We start from the raw sequence: 19,638 nt of genomic DNA on the forward strand, positions 1-19,638 counted from the left end.
GTCCGGTTCCGCGAATGGGAGTTAGGTGTGACGGTGAGCGAACGTCCGATCCGGCGGCGGAGCCGGTCCCGGCGTCGTCGGCGGGCCCGACTGCGACGGGCCCTCCTTGGCGCCCTGGTGGTGGGCTCGCTGCTACTGGCGACGGCCGGGTGGATCGGCTTCCGCGGCTGGCAGGCGCGCACTCACCTGCTCAACGCCGCTGGCCTGGCCCGAGAGTTGAGCGCCCAGATCGTCGGTGGGGACACCGACCGCGCCCTGCGGACGCTCGCCGCCCTCCAGGAGCAGGCCGGCGCGGCCCGCTCGGCAACGGCCGACCCGGGTTGGCAGCTCGGACGGCGTACGCCGATCGCCGGCGACGACCTCGACGCCGTCGCGCAGATCGCCGTCGCCATCGACGAACTGGCCCGGCACGCGTTCCCGACCCTGCTCCGGACGGACCTGGCCAGCCTGGTGCCGACCGGCGGCGGGGTGGACCTCGCCCGGCTCGCCGCCGTCTCCACGGAGCTGACCGGGGTGCACGAGTCGGTGCAACGTACCCGCCAGAACCTGGCGGCGGTGCCAGCCGACAGCCTGGTCAGCCAGATCCGGCAGGCGCTGAGCGATCTGCGCGACGAGATCGACCGGTTGGCCAGCCTCACCACGGCTGCCGACCAGGGTGCCCGCCTCCTCCCGCCGCTGCTCGGCGCGAACGGCCCACGCCGCTACCTGCTCGTCTCGCAGAACCTCGCCGAGTTGCGCGCCACCGGCGGCATGTTCGGCGCGTACGCGATGATCGAGGCGGAGAACGGCAAGGTCAAGATGGGCAAGCAGGGCAGCACGTCCTCGCTCGGTCAGTTCACCCCGGCGTTGAAGGTGCCCGCCGAGACCAGGGCCCTCTGGACGGACCTGCCCGGCATCTACCCCGCCGACGTCAACCTGTCCCCGCACTTCCCGACCGCCGCCACGCTGTACCGCGAGATGTTCCGGCGCAAGACCGGCACCACTGTCGACGGCGTGCTCGCCGTCGATCCGGTGGTGCTGTCCTACCTGCTCAAGGCGACCGGCCCGGTGCTGGTGCCCGGCGGCGTCCCGCTCGCCAGCGAGAAGGTCGTACAGACCCTGCTGAACGACAGCTACCAGCGCCTCGACGTCAAACAGCAGGACGAGTTCTTCGCGGCGTCGGCGTCGGCGGTGTTCGACGCCTTCTTCAAGAAGAATGTCAACCCACGGGTGTTGTTGTCCGCATTTGACCGTGCTATCACTGAACGCCGGATATTGTTCTGGAGTGCCCGACCTGAGGAACAGCGGACATTCGGCGAAAGCCGGATGGCCGGGACGCTTCCGGAACAGGACACCGTGCCGACCGTCGGCGTGTTCCTCAACGACGGCAGCGGCGCGAAGCTCGGCTACTACCTGCGGCCGACGGCGAACCTGACGGTCGGCGAATGCCGATCGGACGGTCGCCGTGAGCTCCGGCTGCGGGTGACCCTGCGCTCAACGGCGCCGAAGTCCGGACTTAGCAAATCCGTGCTCGGCCTCGGCCTGGCTGGCGATCCGTACACCGCCCGAACGTTGGTGTCGATCTTCAGTCCGGCTGGTGGAGCGGTGCTGGAGGCCCGACTGGACGGGGCCGAGACGGCGCTTGGCAGCGGCACCGAACGCCGCCGCCAGGTAGCCACGGCCAGCGTCGACGTCGGCCCCGGCGCCGAGAGAGCGCTGGAGGTCACCGTGCTGACGGCCAAGACCGGCGTCGGGCAGGCCGAGCTGTGGCTGACCCCCACCGCCAGCCCCTGGACCACCCAAGTTCATTCCGCACCAAGCTGTGATCAGTAGGAGGGAACCAATCATGCGGCTATCCCGCATCATCATGGCGCTCACGGTCGGCCTGGCCGTGGTGGCCGTGCCGACGGCAGCGGGGGCGGCACAGCCGCAGCCGACGCCCAGCGCCACCACCGACCCGCCGCAACCGCCGCCGTACCCGCCGACCGCCGCGTCGCTGACCGTCAACCGCCCGACGATCTTCCTGGGCGAGACGGTGGTGCTGACCGGCACCAACTTCGGCCCGAACGAGACCGTCGACATCACCGTGACTGTCACTCCGCAGGCCGCTCCGGCCGGCGGTGCGGCTCCGGCTCGCCGCAGCGACGGCAGCACCGTGGCCATGGCCCCGGTGGCCTACCAGGCGAGCGCGCCTCTGCACTTCACGGCGTACACCGACGGTCAGGGTCGCTTCACCAAGAGCTACAAGCCGTCGGTGACGGGTCTGCTGACCTTCACCGCCACGGGCCGGGAGTCCGGCCGTACCGCCACCACCGAGCTGCGGGTGCTGCACAAGAAGCAGCCGCTGCCCGTCACGGGTGACAGCCTCGGCACGCCCATGAAGCTCGGTGGCGGCCTGGTCGGCGCCGGAGCGGTGATGCTGCTGCTGACCCTGGCCTGGCGTCGCCGCCAGCGCTTCGGTGGTGCGGCGCACTAATCCACACCACCGGGCTGCGCCCGGTTAGCACTCAAGCTGGCGCCCGTCGGAACACTCCGACGGGCGCCAGCCTGTTCAGACGTCCAGCGCCGTCGCGTCGAGCCTCAGCCCGGCCCGAACCTTTTCGCCGGCGACAGTCTCTTCCCAGGCGGGGTGGGTCACATCCGCGAATGGCCGTCACCGCGATCACCGTGCGGGCGCCGCCCGGTCTGTGCGCCCGCCATGTTCCGATGGGCACGATGTCCGCCTTGCCGCCTTTGCGCAGGTCGCTTCATTCGTGATGGACTCGGGTTTCGTGAAGTCGGGGTGTCCGGTTTCCCGGAATGCCCCGACTTCCGGGAAACCGAGTGGATCAAGCGGGCGGCGGCCGGTTCGACGCCGTGGGCCCGGCGCCGGATGGGTGGTTTGCCCGTTGGTGGGTGTTTGTGGGGTGTGACCGGGCGCACTCGTGGGCCGGAATCATGGCCGGGCCGGGGTCGTTACACACCCTGACGATCGCAGCACCACCGACCCGCCGCCGGACCCCTGACGGCTGGTCGCACAGGCCGGAATGCCAGCCTCCACCCGGTCGTTACAGTCCCCACGAACGACCACCGGGCACCGCCTCGATGAGGGTGCCGGCAGATGGGCCGACCCCGGAATGACCCCGGCCCCCCGGTCGTTACACAGGGACCCGGCGCCACGAGCCCCGCTCGCCAGGTCGCCGACCTAGACGCCCGACCGGGCGTCACCCCCAAGACTTTCCCCCTTGTTAATGCAGCGCCGGACGAGGTGCTCACACCCATCACCGCCGTCCCCCTCTTTGGCGGTGCGGGTGTTCTACCCCCGAAGGAGCTACCCCTCATGAACACGATCATGCGTAAGAGCATGCTGTCTGTTGCTGGTCTCGCGTTCGCCGGTGGTGTGTTCGCCGGCCCGGTCGCCCACGTGGCCAACCCGGTCGACGCCAAGCCCGTGGCGGTTGCGGTGCAGGCCGACAAGCCCGACATCAGCAAGCTGATCCCGCACGGCACGCAGGGCGAGCAGTCCCGGATCACCCTCAACGATGAGCAGACGGCGAATGTGAAGGCGATCATCGCGGCCACGAAGAAGGCCGGTCTGCCGGAGCGGGCCGCGGTCATCTCGATCGCGACGAGCCTGCAGGAGTCGAAGCTGGAGAACCTGGGTCACCTGGGTGACCGGAACGACCATGACTCGCTGGGCCTGTTCCAGCAGCGCCCGAGCTCGGGTTGGGGCACCCCGGAGCAGATCACCGACCCCGAGTACTCGACGACCGCGTTCCTCAAGGGCCTCAAGCAGGTCGACGGCTGGCAGGACATGCCGCTGACCGACGCCGCCCAGACCGTACAGGTGTCGGCCTACCCGGACGCCTACGCCCAGTGGGAGCAGCAGGCCGCCGACCTCGTCGGCCAGCACTGGAACAGCTGACCCACGGCACCTGCGGAAACCCGCGCACCTGAGCACCACCGCACGACACCGACCGCTGGCCGGCACCCGCAACCCGGGTGCCGGCCAGCGGCGTACCCCGGTCAGTTCTTGTGGTTGTGGCTCCGCCAGATGTCGAGCAGCGCGGTGATCAGCGCGAGCGCGATGATGCCGGTGGCGAGCATGAGGGACTGTTCGAAGGCGTTGGTCCAGTCGCCGCGGCTGTCGGCCAACGTGGAGAAGAACAACGAGCCGACGGCGGCGATGCCGGCGGCGGCGCCGATCCGCTGGCCGGTCTGGAGCATGCCAGCGCCGCTGCCGGCCTGCCCGACCGGCACCTCGGAGAGGGTGATCGTCTGGTTGGGGGCGATCACCAGCCCACTGCCGATGCCGGCGACGAGCAGTGGGCCGGCGGTGACCCAGGGCGCGGGGGCGCCCGGGAAGAGGTGCAGTGCGATCACCGTGGCGGCCAGTCCGACCACCACGGTGAGCAGTCCGATGGCGACCAGTGGTCGGCCGAAACGGTTGACGATGCGGCCACCGAGCACGGCGGCGGCCGCCGAGCCGAGGGCGAAGGGGGTGATGGCCAGGCCGGCGACGAGGGCGCTGTAGCCGAGCCCCATCTGCAGGAACAGGGTGAAGATGAAGAAGATCGCGGTGAAGCCGCCGAAGTAGACGAGCGCCAGGATCGAGCCCAGCGTGTACGACTGGAAGCTGAACAGTCGGAGGTCGAACAGGGGTTGGTGGTGGCGTGCGTACCGTCGTTCCCAGAGCCCGAAGGCGACCAGCACCGCCAGGCCGACCGGGATGAGCGCCCACTTCCACGGCGTCCGCCACTGCTGCTCCTGCACCAGTGGCAGCAGGACCAGGACCACACCGACGCCGAGCAGTAGGACGCCGACGGGGTCGAGTCGATGCCAGCCGGGTTGGCCGCCGGCTCGGCCGGGCAGCAGCCGCCAGCCGAGGATCACCGCGAGGACACCGACCGGCACGTTGACGAAGAAGACCCAGCGCCAGCCGTGTTCGTCGCCGCCGATGGCGATGAGCAGTCCGCCGAGCAACGGCCCGACGGCGGTGGAGATGCCGATGGTGGCGCCGAGCAACCCGAACGGCCGGGCACGTTCGGGCCCCCGGAACAGTTGCTGGATCAGCCCGATGACCTGCGGGTTGACGACGCCGGCCGCGGCGCCCTGCAGCAGTCGGGCGATGACCAGCCAGGTCGGGGAGGTGGCGAGGCCGGCGAGCGCGCTGGTGATGGTGAACAGCGCGATGCCGAAGACGAACGCGTTGCGCCGACCGCGGGCGTCGCCGAACCGGCCGGCGGGCACCAGCGCCAGGCCGAAGGTGAGCGCGTACCCGGAGAGAATCCACTGCAGGTCGCTCGACGACGCGTGCAGCGCCCGGTCGATGGAGGGCACGGCCACGTTGACGATGCTCACGTCGAGCAGCGTCATGAACGCGGCGACGAGTCCGACGCCGACCGCCTGCCAGCGTCGGCGATTCTCGGCCGCTGTCACCGGCTGCGGCGTCTGCGCCGCGCTCATCGCGCCCCCCGTCGACCCTCGGTCGTCAATGGTTGACCGCTACCCGGGTCTTCGGGGGGGCGAACCGTGTCGGGTGGTTCCGTCGGTCACGCCATCTGGCGGGCGCAGAACCGGGGACCGAAGTCGAGGCCGGCCATCGGTGAGTCCTCGCGGTGCAGCAGGCCCTTCTCGGTGAGCAGGTGCAGGGGGCTGCCCACCTGCTCCTGGGTGAGCCCGGATTCCTCGGCGATCAGGTCCGGGTACGGCACCTGCCCGCGTGCCTCGAGGGTGGTGACCGCCTGGTACACCCGTTGCTCGGCCTCCGACAGTTGCACCTGCTGCATGGTTCCTCCTTGTGCTCGTCCGCCACCGCGGTGGCGGTTGCCGTGCGCCGGTTACCCCCTCGGTGCCCGAAGATGCACACCCGATCGGGCGGTCGCGACGGCGGGCGGGTCCGGCGGTGCGGCCGGGGAGGTGCCCTAGGCTGCTTCCGTGATCGTTTGGGATCTCGTCGTTGTCGGCGCCGGCCCCGCGGGGCTGTCCGCGGCGCACGCCGCTGCCTGTGCGGGCGTCTCCACTCTTGTCGTCGAGCGAGCAGTTCACCCGCGGTACAAGACCTGCGGCGGTGGCCTGATCGGCACCTCGCTGGCGGCCGTTCAGGATCGGATCGAGGTGCCCGCGCACGACCGGGTGGACCGGGTGACGTTCACCCGCGACGGCCGTCGGGAGTTCACCCGCCGCAACGGCAGTCCGGTGGTGACGATGGTGCGCCGTGAGGAGTTCGACGACCGGCTGCGCGCGGCGGCGGTCGCCGCCGGCGCGCAGCTGCGGGAGCGGGTCGCGGTCCGCGCGATCGAGCAGGACCCCGAGGGGGTACGCCTGCGGCTGGCCGACGGTACGACGATCGCGGCTCGTGCCGTGATCGGGGCGGACGGCTCGTCGGGGGTGACCGGTCGGCACGTGGGGGTGCGGTACCGGCAGGTGGATCTGGGTCTGGAGTTGGAGATTCCGGTGCCGCCCGCGGAGCAGGAGCGCTGGCGGGGCCGGCTGCTGTTGGACTGGGGCGACATGCCGGGCTCGTACGCCTGGGTCTTTCCCAAGGGTGACCGGCTGACCGTCGGTGTGATCGCCGCGCGGGGGGCGGGGGAGGGGACCCGCGAGTACCTGCGGCGGTTCGTCGACCGGTTGGGTTTGACCGGGTTGCCGGCGGAGCACGACTCCGGTCACCTGACCCGTTGCCGCGCGGAGGATTCACCGTTGCGCAACGGCCGGGTGCTGGTGGTGGGGGATGCGGCGGGGCTGCTGGAGCCGTGGAGCCGGGAGGGCATCAGCTTCGCGTTGCGCTCCGGGGAGTTGGCCGGAGCGGCGGTCGCGGACGGTGACCTGGCCGGGTACGAGCGGGCGGTGGCCGAGCGTCTGCTGCCGGAGATGCGGGCGGGGTTCCGGCTGCTCGACGTGTTCACCCGACGCCCGGACGTGTTCCACGCCCTGTTGGCGACCCCGCCGGGCTGGCGGATGTTCGTGCAGTTCTGCCAGGGGCGGGCGAGCTTCGACGAGATGCTGCGCCGCCGCCCGATCCGGGCGGCCCTCGCGGTGCTGGACCGGTTGTCCCATCCATCGCGCCAGGCCACCACGGCTCACCCAGGATCCTAGGACGCCTTACGGGGTGTGCCCGCGCCTACTGGTGTCGACCGGCCCGGCCGCCGGACAATCACACTGGAGCAAGAGGAGGCGCTGATGACCGAGCAGCCGTTCACCGACGACGAGTACGCGTTTCTGCGCCACGCGCGGTTCGGGGAGTTGCCGCCCGCCGTCCGTCCCGACGAGCGGGTGGCCCTGACCGAGACCGATCCCGGGCGCGACCGGCCGGAGGAGTCCGAGGACCCGATCCGCTGGAACGTGCAGGGCTGAGAAACGCGCGACGGGCCGCAGGTGTCGCCACCCACGGCCCGTTGGTGATGCGCTGCGGTCAGAAGACCGGCACGCCCTCGCGTACCAGACGCCAGTTGGGCTGGAAGAAGTCGGCCGGGTCGATCGTCCCCTCGGCCTGTGCCCAGTCGATGAGCAACTGACGGATCTCCTGCTGCGCGTTGTAGACCTGGGTCTTCACGATGCCGGGGAAGTTGCCGCCGCCGCTGCGCCGGTAGTTGTTCACCGCCACCACGAACTGCGCGTTGTCCGCCACCGGGGTGTCGGTGCCGGCCAGCACCAGCCGGGTGATCCGCTGCCCGACCGGCTTGGAGATGTCGATGTCGTAGTCCAGGCCGGAGAAGACGTCGTAGTTGTAGTCCGGCACCGCCGGGTCGCTGATCTGCTCCGGGTCGACCGGGGCGCCCGGCGCGAACGTACGGAAGTACTTCGCCGAGTACTCCAGATAGGCGCGCACCTCGGCGCCGCTGAGCACGACCGCCTCGAGGGTGTTGTCGTACACGTACAGGCCGGCCACGTCGCGGATCTTCACGTCGCCGGCCGGGAAGACGGCGGTCCGGCTGAACGGCGCCGCGATCGACAGCACCGGCAGGTCCGCGTACGCCGTGCCGGCCAGCGCCGCGCCGACCACCTCGGTCTGCACGTGGTTGATGAAGTCCAGGATCGGCGTGTCCTTGTACCGTGACTCCGCCGCCGACAACTCCACTGTGGACGTGGCGACGACCTGGTTGACGTACGCCACGGTCTTCTGGTGCTGGGCCCGCACGGCGGCGAGCACCTTCGGGTCCTCGACCACGGTGTTGGTGTTCAGCATGGTGGCGGCCTTCTTGGTGATCGCCCACCGGCCACGCTCACGGGTGAGCGTGAAGTCCATCCGGGTGAGCCGCTGGCCCCACTTCGACGGCTCGGAGAGCAGCACCTGCGTGCCGGTGCGCTCGTTGGTGACGAACCGCTCGACCACCTCGTTGTGCGCGTGACCGAAGAGGATCGCGTCGATCCCCGGCACCTGCTGGGCGATCAGCGCCACCGGGTTCTCGTTCGGCAGCTCGGGGCCGTAGCTGGACGTGCCGCTGTCACCGCCGTGCGCCGAGATCAGCACGAGGTCCGCGCCGCGGGCCCGCATGATCGGCACCCACTTCGCGGCGGTCGCGACCATGTCGTCGAAGCGCAGCTTGCCCTCGACGTTGCCCTTGTCCCAGATGGCCACACCGGGGTTGGTCAACCCCAGGATGCCGACCCGCAGGGTCGGCGCGGCGAAACCGAGGGAGACCTTCTTGATGACGTACGGCAGGAAGGCCGGCTTGCCGGTCTTCGCGTTGACGGCGTTCGCGGCGAGGGCCGGGAAGCCGAGCTGACGGATCCACAGGTCCAGCAACGGCAGCCCGTAGTTGAACTCGTGGTTGCCCAGCGTCACCGCGTCGTAGTCGATGACGTTCATGGCCCGTGCCATCGGGTGCTTCTCCCCGGTGGCGGTGATCGGCTCCTGCTTGGCGTAGTACGTGGCCAGCGGCGTGCCCTGGATCGTGTCGCCGGCGTCGAGCACGAGCGTGGCCTTGCCGCGCCGCTCCCGACGGATCTGGTTGATCAGGGTCGCCAGCTTCGCCACGCCGATGTCGTTCTGCTTGCTGTCGTCGTACTCGGCGTCGCGGTAGTAGTCCCAGTTGTAGACGTTGCCGTGCGTGTCCGACGTGCCCAGGAGGGTGAGGTCCCAGGTGCGCGGCCGGGCCGCGCCGGCCGCCTGCGCGGGCGCGGCGGCGATCAGCGGGGTGGTCGCCGCGGCCGCCGCGGCGACGAGCACCTGGCGGCGCGACGGGCCGGAGGGAGAGGTCATGACGTGCCTTTCCATGGGGGTGGACGCGCCTCGTGAGCGCCTTGCGCACCATAACCAGCACCCGGCACTCACGCCACGGCAGCCCAGATCAGCGCAGCGGTTTCCGCAGGCCGACGCAGGGTAGGGCCGTCAGGGACGGCATTCGCGGGAGAGCCCCGCTTCCCGCGCGCAGCGAGGAGATTTCAGTGAGCGAGGACCAGCACACCCAGCAGGACCCGACCAGCCAGTACGGCCAGCAGTCCGGTCAGCCCGCACAGCAGCAGTCAGCGCCCGGCTCGACCGGGGAGATGACCCCGAAGCCGGACCACGGGGAGGAGTCGTACCGGGGCAGCGGCAAGCTCGACGGCAAGCGGGCACTGATTACCGGCGGTGACTCGGGGATCGGCCGGGCGGTCGCGATCGCCTTCGCCCGGGAGGGCGCGGACGTGCTCATCTCCTACCTCGGCGAGGAGGAGGACGCCGACGCCCGGGAGACCATCCGGCTGGTCGAGGCCGCCGGCCGGCGGGGTGTGGCGGTACGCGGTGACATCACCGACGAGGCGCACTGCCAGGAACTGGTCGACCGGGCGGTGCGCGACCTGGGCGGCCTCGACATCCTGGTGAACAACGCGGCGTACCAGATGTCGCAGGACAAGGGGATCCTCGGCATCAGCACCGAGCAGTTCGACCGGGTGTTCAAGACCAATCTGTACGCGATGTTCTGGCTCTGCAAGGCCGCCATTCCGCACCTGGCCGAGGGGTCGGCGATCATCAACACGTCGTCGATCCAGGCGTTCGACCCGTCGCCGCAGCTGCTGGACTACGCCACCACGAAGGCGGGGATCGCCAACTTCACCAAGGCCCTCGCCGCCGACCTGGCCGAGCAGGGCATCCGCGTCAACGCTGTCGCACCGGGGCCGGTGTGGACGCCGCTGATCCCGTCCACCATGCCGGAGGAGAAGGTGAGGCAGTTCGGCACCGACACCCCGGAAGGGCGTCCCGGGCAGCCGGCTGAGCTGGCACCCGCGTACGTCTTCTTCGCCTCGCAGGAGTCCAGCTACGTGACGGGCGAGATCCTGGGGGTCACGGGCGGTCGACCGACCAAGTGACCCGCCGTCGGGTGGGCGCCCGCTCGGGATGCCCACCCGACGCTGCGGCCCGCTGGTCAGCGTGGCCAGGCGGCGAAGCGTTGCCGGATCTCGGCGACGTCGGCGGTGCCCAGGCCGTACCGGCCGAAACGCTGGTCGGCGAGCCGGTCCAGGTAACGGCCGGCGGCGCGTACGTCGTCCGGGTCCAGCGCGGGGTCGACCTGCCGTGCCAGCATCAACAGCTCGGTCACGTCGTAGTGGTCGAGAGCTGCGGCCACGTCGATGAAGTCGCGAACCTCCCGCCGGTTGACCAACGCCGCGATCTTGTTCGCCACCAGGTCACGAACGTCCATCACCGGGCCCAGGTCCATCACCACCGGGCTCTGCTGGCGGTCCAACCGGGCGAGGCTGAGCCGGATCTGCCGTCCGTCGCGGCTCACCACGAAATCCTTCATGTCCTGCTCGTACCCGTCGAACAGCTCGGCCAGGTCACTGTCCGGGTCGGCGTCGCTGACGATGAACCCGGCCCGCTCCAGGGCCACCCGGACCCCGGCGGACGCCGCCGCTGCGGCACCCTCCACGTCCGCGAAGAGGTCCACGTCCTCCGTCGGTCGGGCGACCAGCCCGTGCGCCGCCCACGCCACCCCACCACCCAGAACGAACCGGTACGGCCCGGCGGCGGCAAGCGCCACCCGGGCCACCTCCCGGTAGAACTCGTGCAGATGAGGCTCGATCACGCCGCGCGCAGGCCGCGGTGCCGGCTCTCCCACGCCTGGCGTACGCCCCGAGGCAGGTTGAGCAGTCGCCACACCCGACGCAGCGTCCGCCCGTTGATCAGGGCGCGCAGATCCTCGGCCCGAGTGGTCTCGCGAAGCACGTTCTCGTACATCCAGAGCAGTTGGTCGGGGTCGCCGAGGTCAAAGGTGCGCTCGGCGTTCCACATCAGCCGTACCGGCAGCTCCACCACACCTCGGGTGGGGCCGGCAAGCTCGGCGAGCGTCCGCGCCACCACAGCGGGGCGACCCGGGCGGGCCAGAAAGGCCACGCCGGTCGCGGTGGGGGAGACGGCCTGCATGGTGTCAGGGTAACGCCCACCAGAGCCGGTGTCGCTCAGGTCGATCCCAGCGCGCTGCGCGCCGACATGCCCGGGTCAGGCCGTCTGTCCGGTTTGTTGGCCTTTGCGCGGTCAGCCCAATACTGATCGACTCGGGTTTCATGAACCGAGTGGATCACGCCCGGCCAGGGGTGGTTTGGGTCGCACGAGCCACGCCGCATGGGTGGTTTGCCCGTTGGTGGATGGTTGTGGGGTGTGGCCGGGCGCACCCGTGGGCCGGAATCATGGCGGGCTCAGGGTCGTTACACACCCTGACGATCGCAGTACCACCGACGCGCTGCCGGACCCCTGAGGGCTGGTCGCGCAGGGTGGAATGCCAGCCTCCACCGGGTCGTTACAACCCCCACGAACGACCGCAGGCACCGCCACGACGAGGGTGCCGATGGATGGGCCGACCCCGGAATGACCCCGGCCCGCCGGTCGTTACAGAGGGACCCGGCGCCACGAGCCCCCCGCTCGTCAGGTCGCCGACCCTGACGCCCGACCGGGTGTCACCCCCCAAGACTTTTCCTCTTGTTAGTGCAGCGCCGGACGAGGTGCTCACACCCATCACCGCCGTCCCCCCGATCGGTGTGTGTGGGTGTTCTACCCCCGAAGGAGCTACCCCCATGAACACGATCTTCCGTAAGAGCGTGCTGTCTGTTGCTGGTCTCGCGTTCGCCGGTGGTGTGTTCGCCGGCCCGATCGCCGCCCACGCCGCTACCCCGGCCGTGGATGCCAAGGCGGTTGCGGTGGCCGTGCAGTCAGCGGCGTCGAAGCCGCAGGGCGAGCAGTCCCGGATCCCCCTCAACGACGAGCAGACCGCGAACGTGAAGGCCATCATCGCGGCCACGAAGAAGGCCGGCCTCCCCGAGCGGGCCGCGGTCATCTCGATCGCGACGAGCCTGCAGGAGTCCAAGCTGGAGAACCTGGGTCACCTGGGTGACCGGAACGACCATGACTCGCTGGGTCTGTTCCAGCAGCGCCCGAGTTCGGGTTGGGGCACCCCGGAGCAGATCACCGACCCCGAGTACTCGACGACCGCGTTCTTGAAGGGTCTGAAGCAGGTTGACGGCTGGCAGGACATGCCGCTGACCGACGCGGCCCAGACGGTGCAGGTGTCGGCCTACCCGGATGCCTACGCCCAGTGGGAGCAGCAGGCCGCCGACCTCGTCGCCCAGCACTGGAACAGCTGACCCCACACCACAAGCACCCAGCACCACCGCACCACCGCACCGACCACTGGCCGGCACCCGCACTCGGGGTGCCGGCCAGCGGCGTCCCCCGCGAAGTCGGAGTGTCCGTGGACTGACAGATGCTTGTAATCACCCTCAGGATTGTGATGATCTCAAGTCGCTAACGTGAATGAATAGGCGGTGAGGTTCACAGTGGATGCGACTGGTGCTTTCGACTGTTTCGTTCAGCCGCCTACCGGCGTTTGCTAACTCGATGGCGTTCGACGCCGAGCGTTACGACCGCGAGGTCATCAAGCCGCTGCGTGGTCGACACGGGCGACTTCCCGTCGGCGACCTCCTTCTGCGTTACGCGGTGGAGCCAGACTGGACAGTTGACCAACTTGCCGTCCATCTCAAGCAGCTACGACAGTTTTGGCAGGACCGCGCCGTGGGGCCGGACAGTCGGGCGGAGATCTGTCGGCTGCTGATTCGGGCCGACGAGGAACTCAGCCGTAACGTCGGTGACCTGATGAGCGACCCCACGTGGTGGCAGGACCAGGCGACGGCGACGCAGGGCGGCGTGGGGCGGACGACGCGGATACGCCCACCGAATCTGGTGCGGGCGGAGCCGACCCGGCATGCCGAACCACCCACTGAGGTCCCGGACGACGCCCCTGGGTGGCGGGCTGAGGCACGTGAGTTCATCCGTGCCCGCCTCGATGACTCCGGCGCCGTTGACGCGCGTGAATCGACTCGACCTGTCGCTCGACGCAGCCGGGTCGCCAAGAGCGGCGGCTCCGCGGAGGATCTGCCGCAGGTACCGAACGAGACGTCAGATGCGGCGGCCGCGAGGCGGCAGGCAGATCAACGTCCGAACTCGGACGACTTGGCGCGCCTGGTCCAACCAGCCGAACTCACGATCGAGGCGCTCGGTGCCCGCGACGACAGTTGTCAGGTACGGGTGTCCTGGCCGGCGACGGATGCCGAGCGGTTGAGGATCCGCTGGGCCGAGACGCCACCACCATGGGCATCCGGGAGCGTGCTTCCCGTGCCGACGCTGATGGCCTTCGGCACCGAGCTGGCCGGTACCAGGCAGGTGCACGACGGCGAGGCGGCGCTCCTCGCCGAGGTGCCAGTGGGCTACCACCTCTACGTGCCGTACGTGGTGGAGCGGGACCAGGCTGTGGTGGGTCGATTCGTTGCGCTCGGTCTGGCTGAGCCAGTCCGGAGGCTGAGGGCCGAGCGCCGCGGGGACGACGTCATCGTTACCTGGGTCTGGCCGGAGGGATCGCGGCTGGCAATTGTCGAGTGGACAGCGCCGGGCGGCGTACGACAGGACCAGATCACCCGCGCCGGGTACGCGGGGTCCAACGGTTTCCGAATACCCGCTGCCCTGGATCCCGGGGTGGTCCGGGTCTCGGTGCTCACCGCCGTCGCCGCCGACGAGGCATGTTCACGAGGCCGTGAGGTCGAGCTACCGCCCCGGTCGATACCGGTCTCGTACACCCTGACCCGGCACCGACTGTGGAGGTTCGGCCGGCGGGATCTCGCTGTCCGGCTGCGGACGGAGACGGATCTCGCCGACCTCGTCGTCACAGTTGTGCTCGGCACGGATCTCGCGATGCCGCCGTCCGCGGCTCACGGGACCGTGCTCGTCGAGCACGAGGGTGTCGACCTAGTCGCCCACCAGGCCCGAGAGCTGACCATCCCCGTTCCGGTGCTGCCCCGGCGTCAGGATCCGTACTGGGTTCGGTGTTTCCTGCGTGGTCCGGTACCGACAGTGCTCACCGGCCCTCCCGTCGAATCGATGAGGTTGACATAGTGGCCAACGTCGCCTGTCCGTTCTGTTATCAGCGCATCGACGGCTCAGCGCTGTGGTTCCAGTGCTTGGGCAAGGGTGACGCCGATCGGAAGGGTTGCCCGCCCGGCACCGACACGGTCCGCCACAACATGACCGGTTTCACCGAGACGATGCGTCCGGTCTTCCCACCCCCACGCAACCAACGGCTCCGGCTGGCACGGATCGCCTGGTGCCCGGACTGCGGTGGCCGTACGGGGATTCGCGCCTGCCCCTCCTGCCACACCCCGGTGCCGGCCAACTTCGGGGAGGCGTCCAGCCCGATGATCGCCATGTTCGGTGGGAAGGGCACCGGCAAGACGGTCTATCTGACCGTTCTCGCCCACGAGATGCGCTATTCCGACCTGCGTCGCCGGTTCGCCGCGGATATCAGGATGACCGGCGACGGGCAGGGTGGCTTCAAGTCCCCGCTGGCGTGGCTGGAGCAGAACGTCGACAGGATGTTCACCGAGCACAAACTGTTCGAGGCGACTCCGCCCGCCGTCGGTGGCCGGCAGAATCCGCTGGTGTTCGAGTGGCGGGGTGAGCGCCGTCGGTGGCGGCGGAAGCCGGTCTACCGCACCAGTTACCTGTCGTTCCACGACACCGCAGGCGAGGATGTCGGCACCCTCAGCGGCGCCAACGACCTGGCCTACATCGGTGCCGCTGACGGTCTGATCCTGCTGCTCGACCCCTTCATGCTGCCCGAGGCGCGGGAGCGGCTTCGATTACCGTCTTCGGCGATCCGCTCGACCGAGGACACCATCGCGGTAGTCGACCGGCTCACCCAGAGTCTGCGTTCCAGCAACGGGGTGGGCGGCAGTCAGCGGATCACCAAGCCGGTCGCCGTCGCGTTCGCCAAGATGGACGCCTTCTTCGACGTGTTGGGTCGGGATCACCCGCTGTGTAATGAGCCGCGGCGCGGGCCGGCGTACGACGAACAGGTGGGTCGGGCCACCCACGAGCAGGTCGCTGCCCTGCTCCGGGACTGGCGGGGCGACGACATCGAGCAGCACCTGCGGATGAACTACACGACCTTCCGCTACTTCTTCGTCTCCGCGCTGGGAGCCCCACCGGATTACGACAACGCCATGGTCGAGCCCGGTGGTGTTCGCCCGTACCGAGTTGACGAGCCGTTGCTCTGGTTGCTCAGCCTACGCCGTTTCGGCGTCGTACCGAGGCAGCGCTGAATGACAGGGCGGTTCGAGGCGCTGATCTGGACGGACTGTCGCGAGGGCCAAGGGCTCCGCGGGACACCCGGCCTCCAGTTTCAGTCGCGATCGGCGGGCGCGGACCGGAACGCGGAGGCAGTGGTGCAGCGGAACCTGCTCTACGAACCACCGCCGCGGTTGATGGGGCAGCGTCGTCCGGTCAGCGACTACCCCGCTTCGTTCGCACATGTCTGGGACGGGCTGTTGGCTACCGCCGCCGGGGTCTACCTGGGGCGGGAGAGCGTGGGCGGCAGGGAGGGCAACCAGCTGACCCATGCCATCGTCACCGACGACCCTGCCGCGTACGGCCTCGTGCGCCCGGCCCAGATGTTCGGTGCGCCGTTCTGGACCGCTGAGCCGGCACTGACCACGCGATGCCCGGAACTCCAACCGGGCTGGCATCCGGGTTCCTTCGGCGCGGTGGAGGCGCAGGCTTTCGTTCGCAGCGCGCCCGACGGTGACGAGTTGCTCGCGGCGCTGTTGTCGACCCTGCGCCCGCCAGCCGATCAGCGTGGCCGGCGCGTCCTCTTCGTCGCCCGCGAGCCGGCCGAGGTGATCCGATGGATAACAGCGGTCACGCTGTTGATACCGCAGCGGGAAGCCCTGCGGATCGGATTCAAGGTGTTCACGCTCAATCCCGCGTACGCGCCGCATCGAATCCTCGCCGTGCACCCCGACTGGGGTGGGGCCGAGGCCGCCCTCGACAACGATCAGGGCTATGCCGTGTTCGACCTGGTCCGGCACGACTGGAGTCGGGTCACGCACACACAGGCGGCGCGGCAGTGGACGGAGCTGTTCCTCGCCGAGGACCCGATGGACGTGGTGGACGCTGTGGAGGTCGCAGCGGCGGCCGGGATGGACGGTGACGGCGGCACCGCGGTCGCTCTCGCCGCCATCCTCGGCCGCCGCCCACCTCCTGAGAAGGTTGCCGGGCTGGTCAGTTGGCTGCGGCACGGACCGCCACAGTTGGTCAGGCGTTACGGCGGCGGCATTGTCGACCTGCTGGTGGCCGCGGCGTCGCAGTGGCCGGTGGAGGTGCTGCGCAGCCTCGACGAGGTGAGCCGTGCCGCCACATTCCCGCACCGGGCGGCGGAGGTGCGGCTCTCGCTGATCGACGCCGAGGTACGCGAGGCGACGGTGGCCGGCGTCGTCCGTCCGGAGCCGGTCGCCCCGGTCAACGGTGCATGGACTCCAGCCGAGCACGAGCGGTCATTCGTCGCGATCACCAGGGAGATGCGCCTCGCCGAGCCGCCCCTGTTCGAGACCCTGCTCCGACTGTGCGGGCGCTTCGGGCTCCGTCCGGCACTTGCCGATCTGCAACCCGGCCTGGACCGGTTCGTCCTGGACTGGGCCAACAACCCGGATCACGCGTACAGGGTCGCGTTGTGGGCCTGCGGGGACGAGATTCAGCGGCTCCTGCGACACGAGCTCGGCGAGCGCTTGGCGGACGAGCCGGACCGGGCCTACGAACTCGGCGACAAGTGGTGGGACGTGCTGCTGCGTGAACCCATGCGACTCGACGAGCCGTTGGACGCGGCGGTGGTGGAGGCCGCCCTGCGCCATCTACCTGCGCGGCAGCAGATCGACCTGATCGAACAGTGCCTGCGCACCGCGATGGCCGCCACTCGTCCGGCGGCGATGGTGAATCGCACCGCCTCGGTCATTTGGACACACCGTGCGGTCAGCCGTGCCGAAGCGCACCTGTTGACGCATCTTCTGCCCCGCGACACACCACTAGACCCGCGGGTGTTCGCGCCGCTGCACCGGAAGGTTACCGACTACCGATCGGAGCGGGAGTACGTCGACGCGGCGCTCGTCGTGATAGCGCACGGCCTGTGGGCGCCTCAGGTGGACACGCTCCGCGCCATCGCCGCGCAACGCGCACTGGTCTTCGTGCTCGACAAACTGGCGGACACGACGTTCGACCCGGTGGCGCTCGTCAAGGCTCTAAACGACGTGCCACCACACCTGGTGCGGGCACAGATGCCGGACCTGTGTGAGGCGATAACGCAGGCGCCGGTGGTCGCGGTGGCTTTCACCGTGCTCACCCACATGCACGTCCAGCAGCTCACTGAACCGTGTTCCCGCAAGCTGCGCGGTGAGTTGATGAACAACTCCAACCCCGCACACGTCGCCCTGGCATTCGTGCTGCTGAACATCGAGTCGCAGTCGGCCGCGATGGCCTCGATGATCCACGCGGGCACACACGCCGACCTTGATCGGTTGGTGCGCACTGTGGTTTCCCGCTGTTCGGAGAAGCGGTTCCGGGAGATGACGATGCACATCGACGGCTTGGGCCCGATGTGGTCAGCACTGTGGAAGACCTTCTCGCGCTCGCACCGACGTGGGCTGGTCCGGCGTCTCCGGCCGGGCGGACGGGGGTGACTGATGTCTGGCCTGATCGCCGTTCCGCTCCTCCTGCTGGCACTGCTTATCGTCGTGACGGCGTACAGCCTGGTCGTGATCATTTTGACGCCGTACGTCCTTTATGTCCTGTCAGCTGGTTACCTCGCCGGGCTGGTCCTCGCCCTGGTCGAGACCGCCCGGATGTACGGCGGGCTGCTCGACCCGCCGCGGGTGCGCAGCCCACGGGACCAGTTCACTGCGGTGCGACGTCGCGGGTCATTGTCGTATCACCGTGACTTCGCCTGGTCGCACTATGCCGTCTGGCAGGCGGGGTACGACCTGTGGGCCGTCGTCGAGCGCTGCCACCGGCACGTGACCCGCTCGTGGATCTCCACGTGGCGATCGCTGCCCCGACTGCCCCGGTACCACAAGCGTTTCCTGGACAGTTCCCCGGACGGCGTTGGCCCGGACGGGTCGACCCGGACCCGAACCTGGACGGTGCTGCTGACCTGGCCGGTGCTCGCCCTGCCTGCCGCGGGGCTCGTCGGCCTCACCGTGGGTGTCGTCACCAGCATCGCCGTGCTGAGTGTCGTCGTTGTAGTGGTCGTCGTGCCGACCTGGGTCCTCGGTGCCGCGGCGACCGCAGGGTTGCGCGCTGCCGACCGGCGATGGCGGGCCTCCTGGCACACCGAGACCTGCTGCCCGCACTGCTACTACCTGGTCGACCTCCCGGTTTTTGCCTGCCCGACGGAGCACCCGTCGACCGCGCCGTCTGGGTCCGATCGACACCGGGCTCTGCGGCCCGGCGCCCAGGGACTGTGGCGGCGGCGGTGCGGCTGCGGAACGTCGATGCCGGTCCGCCAGGCGTCGGCGGGCGCACAGCTCACGGCGCTATGTCCCAAGTGTGACACGGCGCTCGCCGCCGGCACCGGACGAGCCACTGAGATCAGAGTCGCCCTCTTCGGTGCGCCCGACGCGGGGAAGTCGACGCTTGTCGACGCCATGGTGGCCGCACTTGTCGCCCGTTTCCCCCCGGAGCGCTGCGCGATCGTGCGACGGCGGGACCGACGCGGTGGGCCGGAAGCCGTCGGCGTGACAGTGCAGGCCCACCGCGCTCCGCAACGGGTGCAGGTGTTCGACGCGCCCGGACCGGCACTCGTCGACAGGGAAACCTGTGCGACCTACGGTTACCTGGACGAGACACGGAACTTCGTCTTCGTCCTCGACCCCCTGTCACTGCCGGCGCTGCGCGAACAACTGGCGGGGCTGCCGCCGCACCTGGTGCCGGTCGTGCGGGTCGCCCGGCACGATCTGGTGGACTCGTACGAGGCAGTTGTCATCGGCATGCGGTATCGAGGGGTCGACACGAGCCGGTGCCGGCTCGCGATCGTGGTGTCCAAGGGTGATCTGCTCGGCCTGCTGCCGGTCGGCGCACCGCTTCGGGCGGGTTCGACGGATGTCCGGCGATTTCTGGTCGAGCACGGCCTTGACAGTCTCCTGACGTCAGCCAGCCGAGACTTCGGCGAGGTTCGCTACTTCCTGCACGGCCAGACCGACCCGCCGTCGCCCGACCCGCTGATGTGGCTGTTGCGCGGGGAGCGCGCCCTGCGCCCGGAGGTGACGAATGCGCTCCGCTGACCTGCCCACCTCCTATAGGGCGACCCGATTGTCGATTCTGGTGTTGATGTTCGCCGTCATGATGGCGTTGGCGGCATGGTCTGTGTGGGTCGGCCTGCCACAGGCGGT

Annotated in this window: 16 protein-coding genes; 11 read left to right on the forward strand and 5 right to left on the reverse strand. The window is 69.6% G+C overall.

The genetic code is table 11. From position 1 onward, the window contains the following. Window positions 1-33 precede the first annotated feature (33 nt). The 3 genes from PSH03_RS09760 to PSH03_RS09770 all read left to right on the forward strand — a co-directional run bounded on the left by PSH03_RS09760 (window position 34) and on the right by PSH03_RS09770 (window position 3,883). Complete coding sequence (locus PSH03_RS09760; protein ID WP_238688910.1) at window positions 34-1,812, forward strand: DUF4012 domain-containing protein; 1,779 nt, start codon at window positions 34-36, stop codon at window positions 1,810-1,812. A gap of 13 nt (window positions 1,813-1,825) precedes the next feature. Next, window positions 1,826-2,455, forward strand: coding sequence for a hypothetical protein (locus PSH03_RS09765; RefSeq protein WP_210783762.1), 630 nt, complete (start codon window positions 1,826-1,828; stop codon window positions 2,453-2,455). An 843-nt stretch (window positions 2,456-3,298) separates the two neighbouring features. Next, complete coding sequence (locus tag PSH03_RS09770) at window positions 3,299-3,883, forward strand: hypothetical protein (RefSeq protein ID WP_238688911.1); 585 nt, start codon at window positions 3,299-3,301, stop codon at window positions 3,881-3,883. A 101-nt stretch (window positions 3,884-3,984) separates the two neighbouring features. On the opposite strand, the gene PSH03_RS09775 is transcribed toward PSH03_RS09770, so the two are convergent. Together PSH03_RS09775 and PSH03_RS09780 are read right to left on the reverse strand one after the other, a co-directional pair. Further along, window positions 3,985-5,424 carry an MFS transporter gene (locus PSH03_RS09775; protein ID WP_210783768.1) on the reverse strand — a complete coding sequence of 480 codons (1,440 nt, stop codon included), beginning with the start codon at window positions 5,422-5,424 and terminating at the stop codon, window positions 3,985-3,987. Window positions 5,425-5,510: 86 nt separating this feature from the next. Next, entirely contained in the window at window positions 5,511-5,747 is a 237-nt protein-coding gene (locus tag PSH03_RS09780) for a hypothetical protein (RefSeq protein WP_112587077.1), read from the reverse strand. A 148-nt stretch (window positions 5,748-5,895) separates the two neighbouring features. Here PSH03_RS09780 and PSH03_RS09785 point away from each other — a divergent pair, with 148 nt between their 5' ends. Further along, the gene (locus tag PSH03_RS09785) at window positions 5,896-7,056 is read left to right on the forward strand and encodes a geranylgeranyl reductase family protein (protein WP_238688912.1); all 1,161 of its coding nucleotides are present in this window, start codon (window positions 5,896-5,898) and stop codon (window positions 7,054-7,056) included. Window positions 7,057-7,140: 84 nt separating this feature from the next. Beyond that, entirely contained in the window at window positions 7,141-7,314 is a 174-nt protein-coding gene (locus PSH03_RS09790; RefSeq protein WP_167362358.1) for a hypothetical protein, read from the forward strand. A gap of 58 nt (window positions 7,315-7,372) precedes the next feature. Here the strand turns inward: PSH03_RS09790 and PSH03_RS09795 are convergent, their stop codons facing one another. After that, window positions 7,373-9,163 (reverse strand): bifunctional metallophosphatase/5'-nucleotidase, encoded by a 1,791-nt coding sequence (locus PSH03_RS09795; RefSeq protein WP_238688913.1) that lies wholly within the window; start codon window positions 9,161-9,163, stop codon window positions 7,373-7,375. 185 nt (window positions 9,164-9,348) lie between these two features. On the opposite strand from PSH03_RS09795, the gene PSH03_RS09800 reads away from it, so the two are divergent. Continuing rightward, window positions 9,349-10,251: an SDR family oxidoreductase gene (locus PSH03_RS09800; protein WP_238688914.1), complete on the forward strand. Its 903-nt coding sequence runs from the start codon at window positions 9,349-9,351 to the stop codon at window positions 10,249-10,251. Between the two features lie 56 nt (window positions 10,252-10,307). Here the strand turns inward: PSH03_RS09800 and PSH03_RS09805 are convergent, their stop codons facing one another. Beyond that, window positions 10,308-10,967, reverse strand: a complete 660-nt coding sequence (locus tag PSH03_RS09805; protein ID WP_238688915.1) for a nucleotidyl transferase AbiEii/AbiGii toxin family protein — start codon at window positions 10,965-10,967, stop codon at window positions 10,308-10,310. Next, window positions 10,964-11,305: a hypothetical protein gene (locus PSH03_RS09810; protein ID WP_124770765.1), complete on the reverse strand. Its 342-nt coding sequence runs from the start codon at window positions 11,303-11,305 to the stop codon at window positions 10,964-10,966. Before PSH03_RS09810 ends, PSH03_RS09805 begins: the two co-directional genes overlap by 4 nt. A gap of 647 nt (window positions 11,306-11,952) precedes the next feature. Between PSH03_RS09810 and PSH03_RS09815 the strand changes: the two genes are divergently transcribed. The 5 genes from PSH03_RS09815 (at window position 11,953) to PSH03_RS09835 (ending at window position 19,530) form a co-directional block, all read left to right on the forward strand. Continuing rightward, window positions 11,953-12,519 (forward strand): hypothetical protein, encoded by a 567-nt coding sequence (locus PSH03_RS09815; RefSeq protein WP_238688916.1) that lies wholly within the window; start codon window positions 11,953-11,955, stop codon window positions 12,517-12,519. Window positions 12,520-12,772: 253 nt separating this feature from the next. Next, complete coding sequence (locus tag PSH03_RS09820; protein ID WP_238688917.1) at window positions 12,773-14,320, forward strand: hypothetical protein; 1,548 nt, start codon at window positions 12,773-12,775, stop codon at window positions 14,318-14,320. Then, window positions 14,320-15,525, forward strand: a complete 1,206-nt coding sequence (locus tag PSH03_RS09825; RefSeq protein WP_210783778.1) for a zinc ribbon domain-containing protein — start codon at window positions 14,320-14,322, stop codon at window positions 15,523-15,525. The genes PSH03_RS09820 and PSH03_RS09825 overlap by 1 nt, the downstream gene beginning before the upstream one ends. Next, window positions 15,526-17,931, forward strand: coding sequence for a GTPase-associated protein 1-related protein (locus tag PSH03_RS09830; RefSeq protein ID WP_238688918.1), 2,406 nt, complete (start codon window positions 15,526-15,528; stop codon window positions 17,929-17,931). It begins immediately after the preceding gene. A 3-nt stretch (window positions 17,932-17,934) separates the two neighbouring features. Further along, on the forward strand, window positions 17,935-19,530 hold the full coding sequence (locus PSH03_RS09835) for a P-loop NTPase family protein (protein ID WP_238688919.1): 1,596 nt from the start codon (window positions 17,935-17,937) through the stop codon (window positions 19,528-19,530). The last annotated feature ends 108 nt before the right edge of the window (window positions 19,531-19,638 follow it).

It is taken from the genome of Micromonospora salmantinae, from assembly GCF_022230905.1.
Taxonomy (GTDB): domain Bacteria; phylum Actinomycetota; class Actinomycetes; order Mycobacteriales; family Micromonosporaceae; genus Micromonospora; species Micromonospora salmantinae.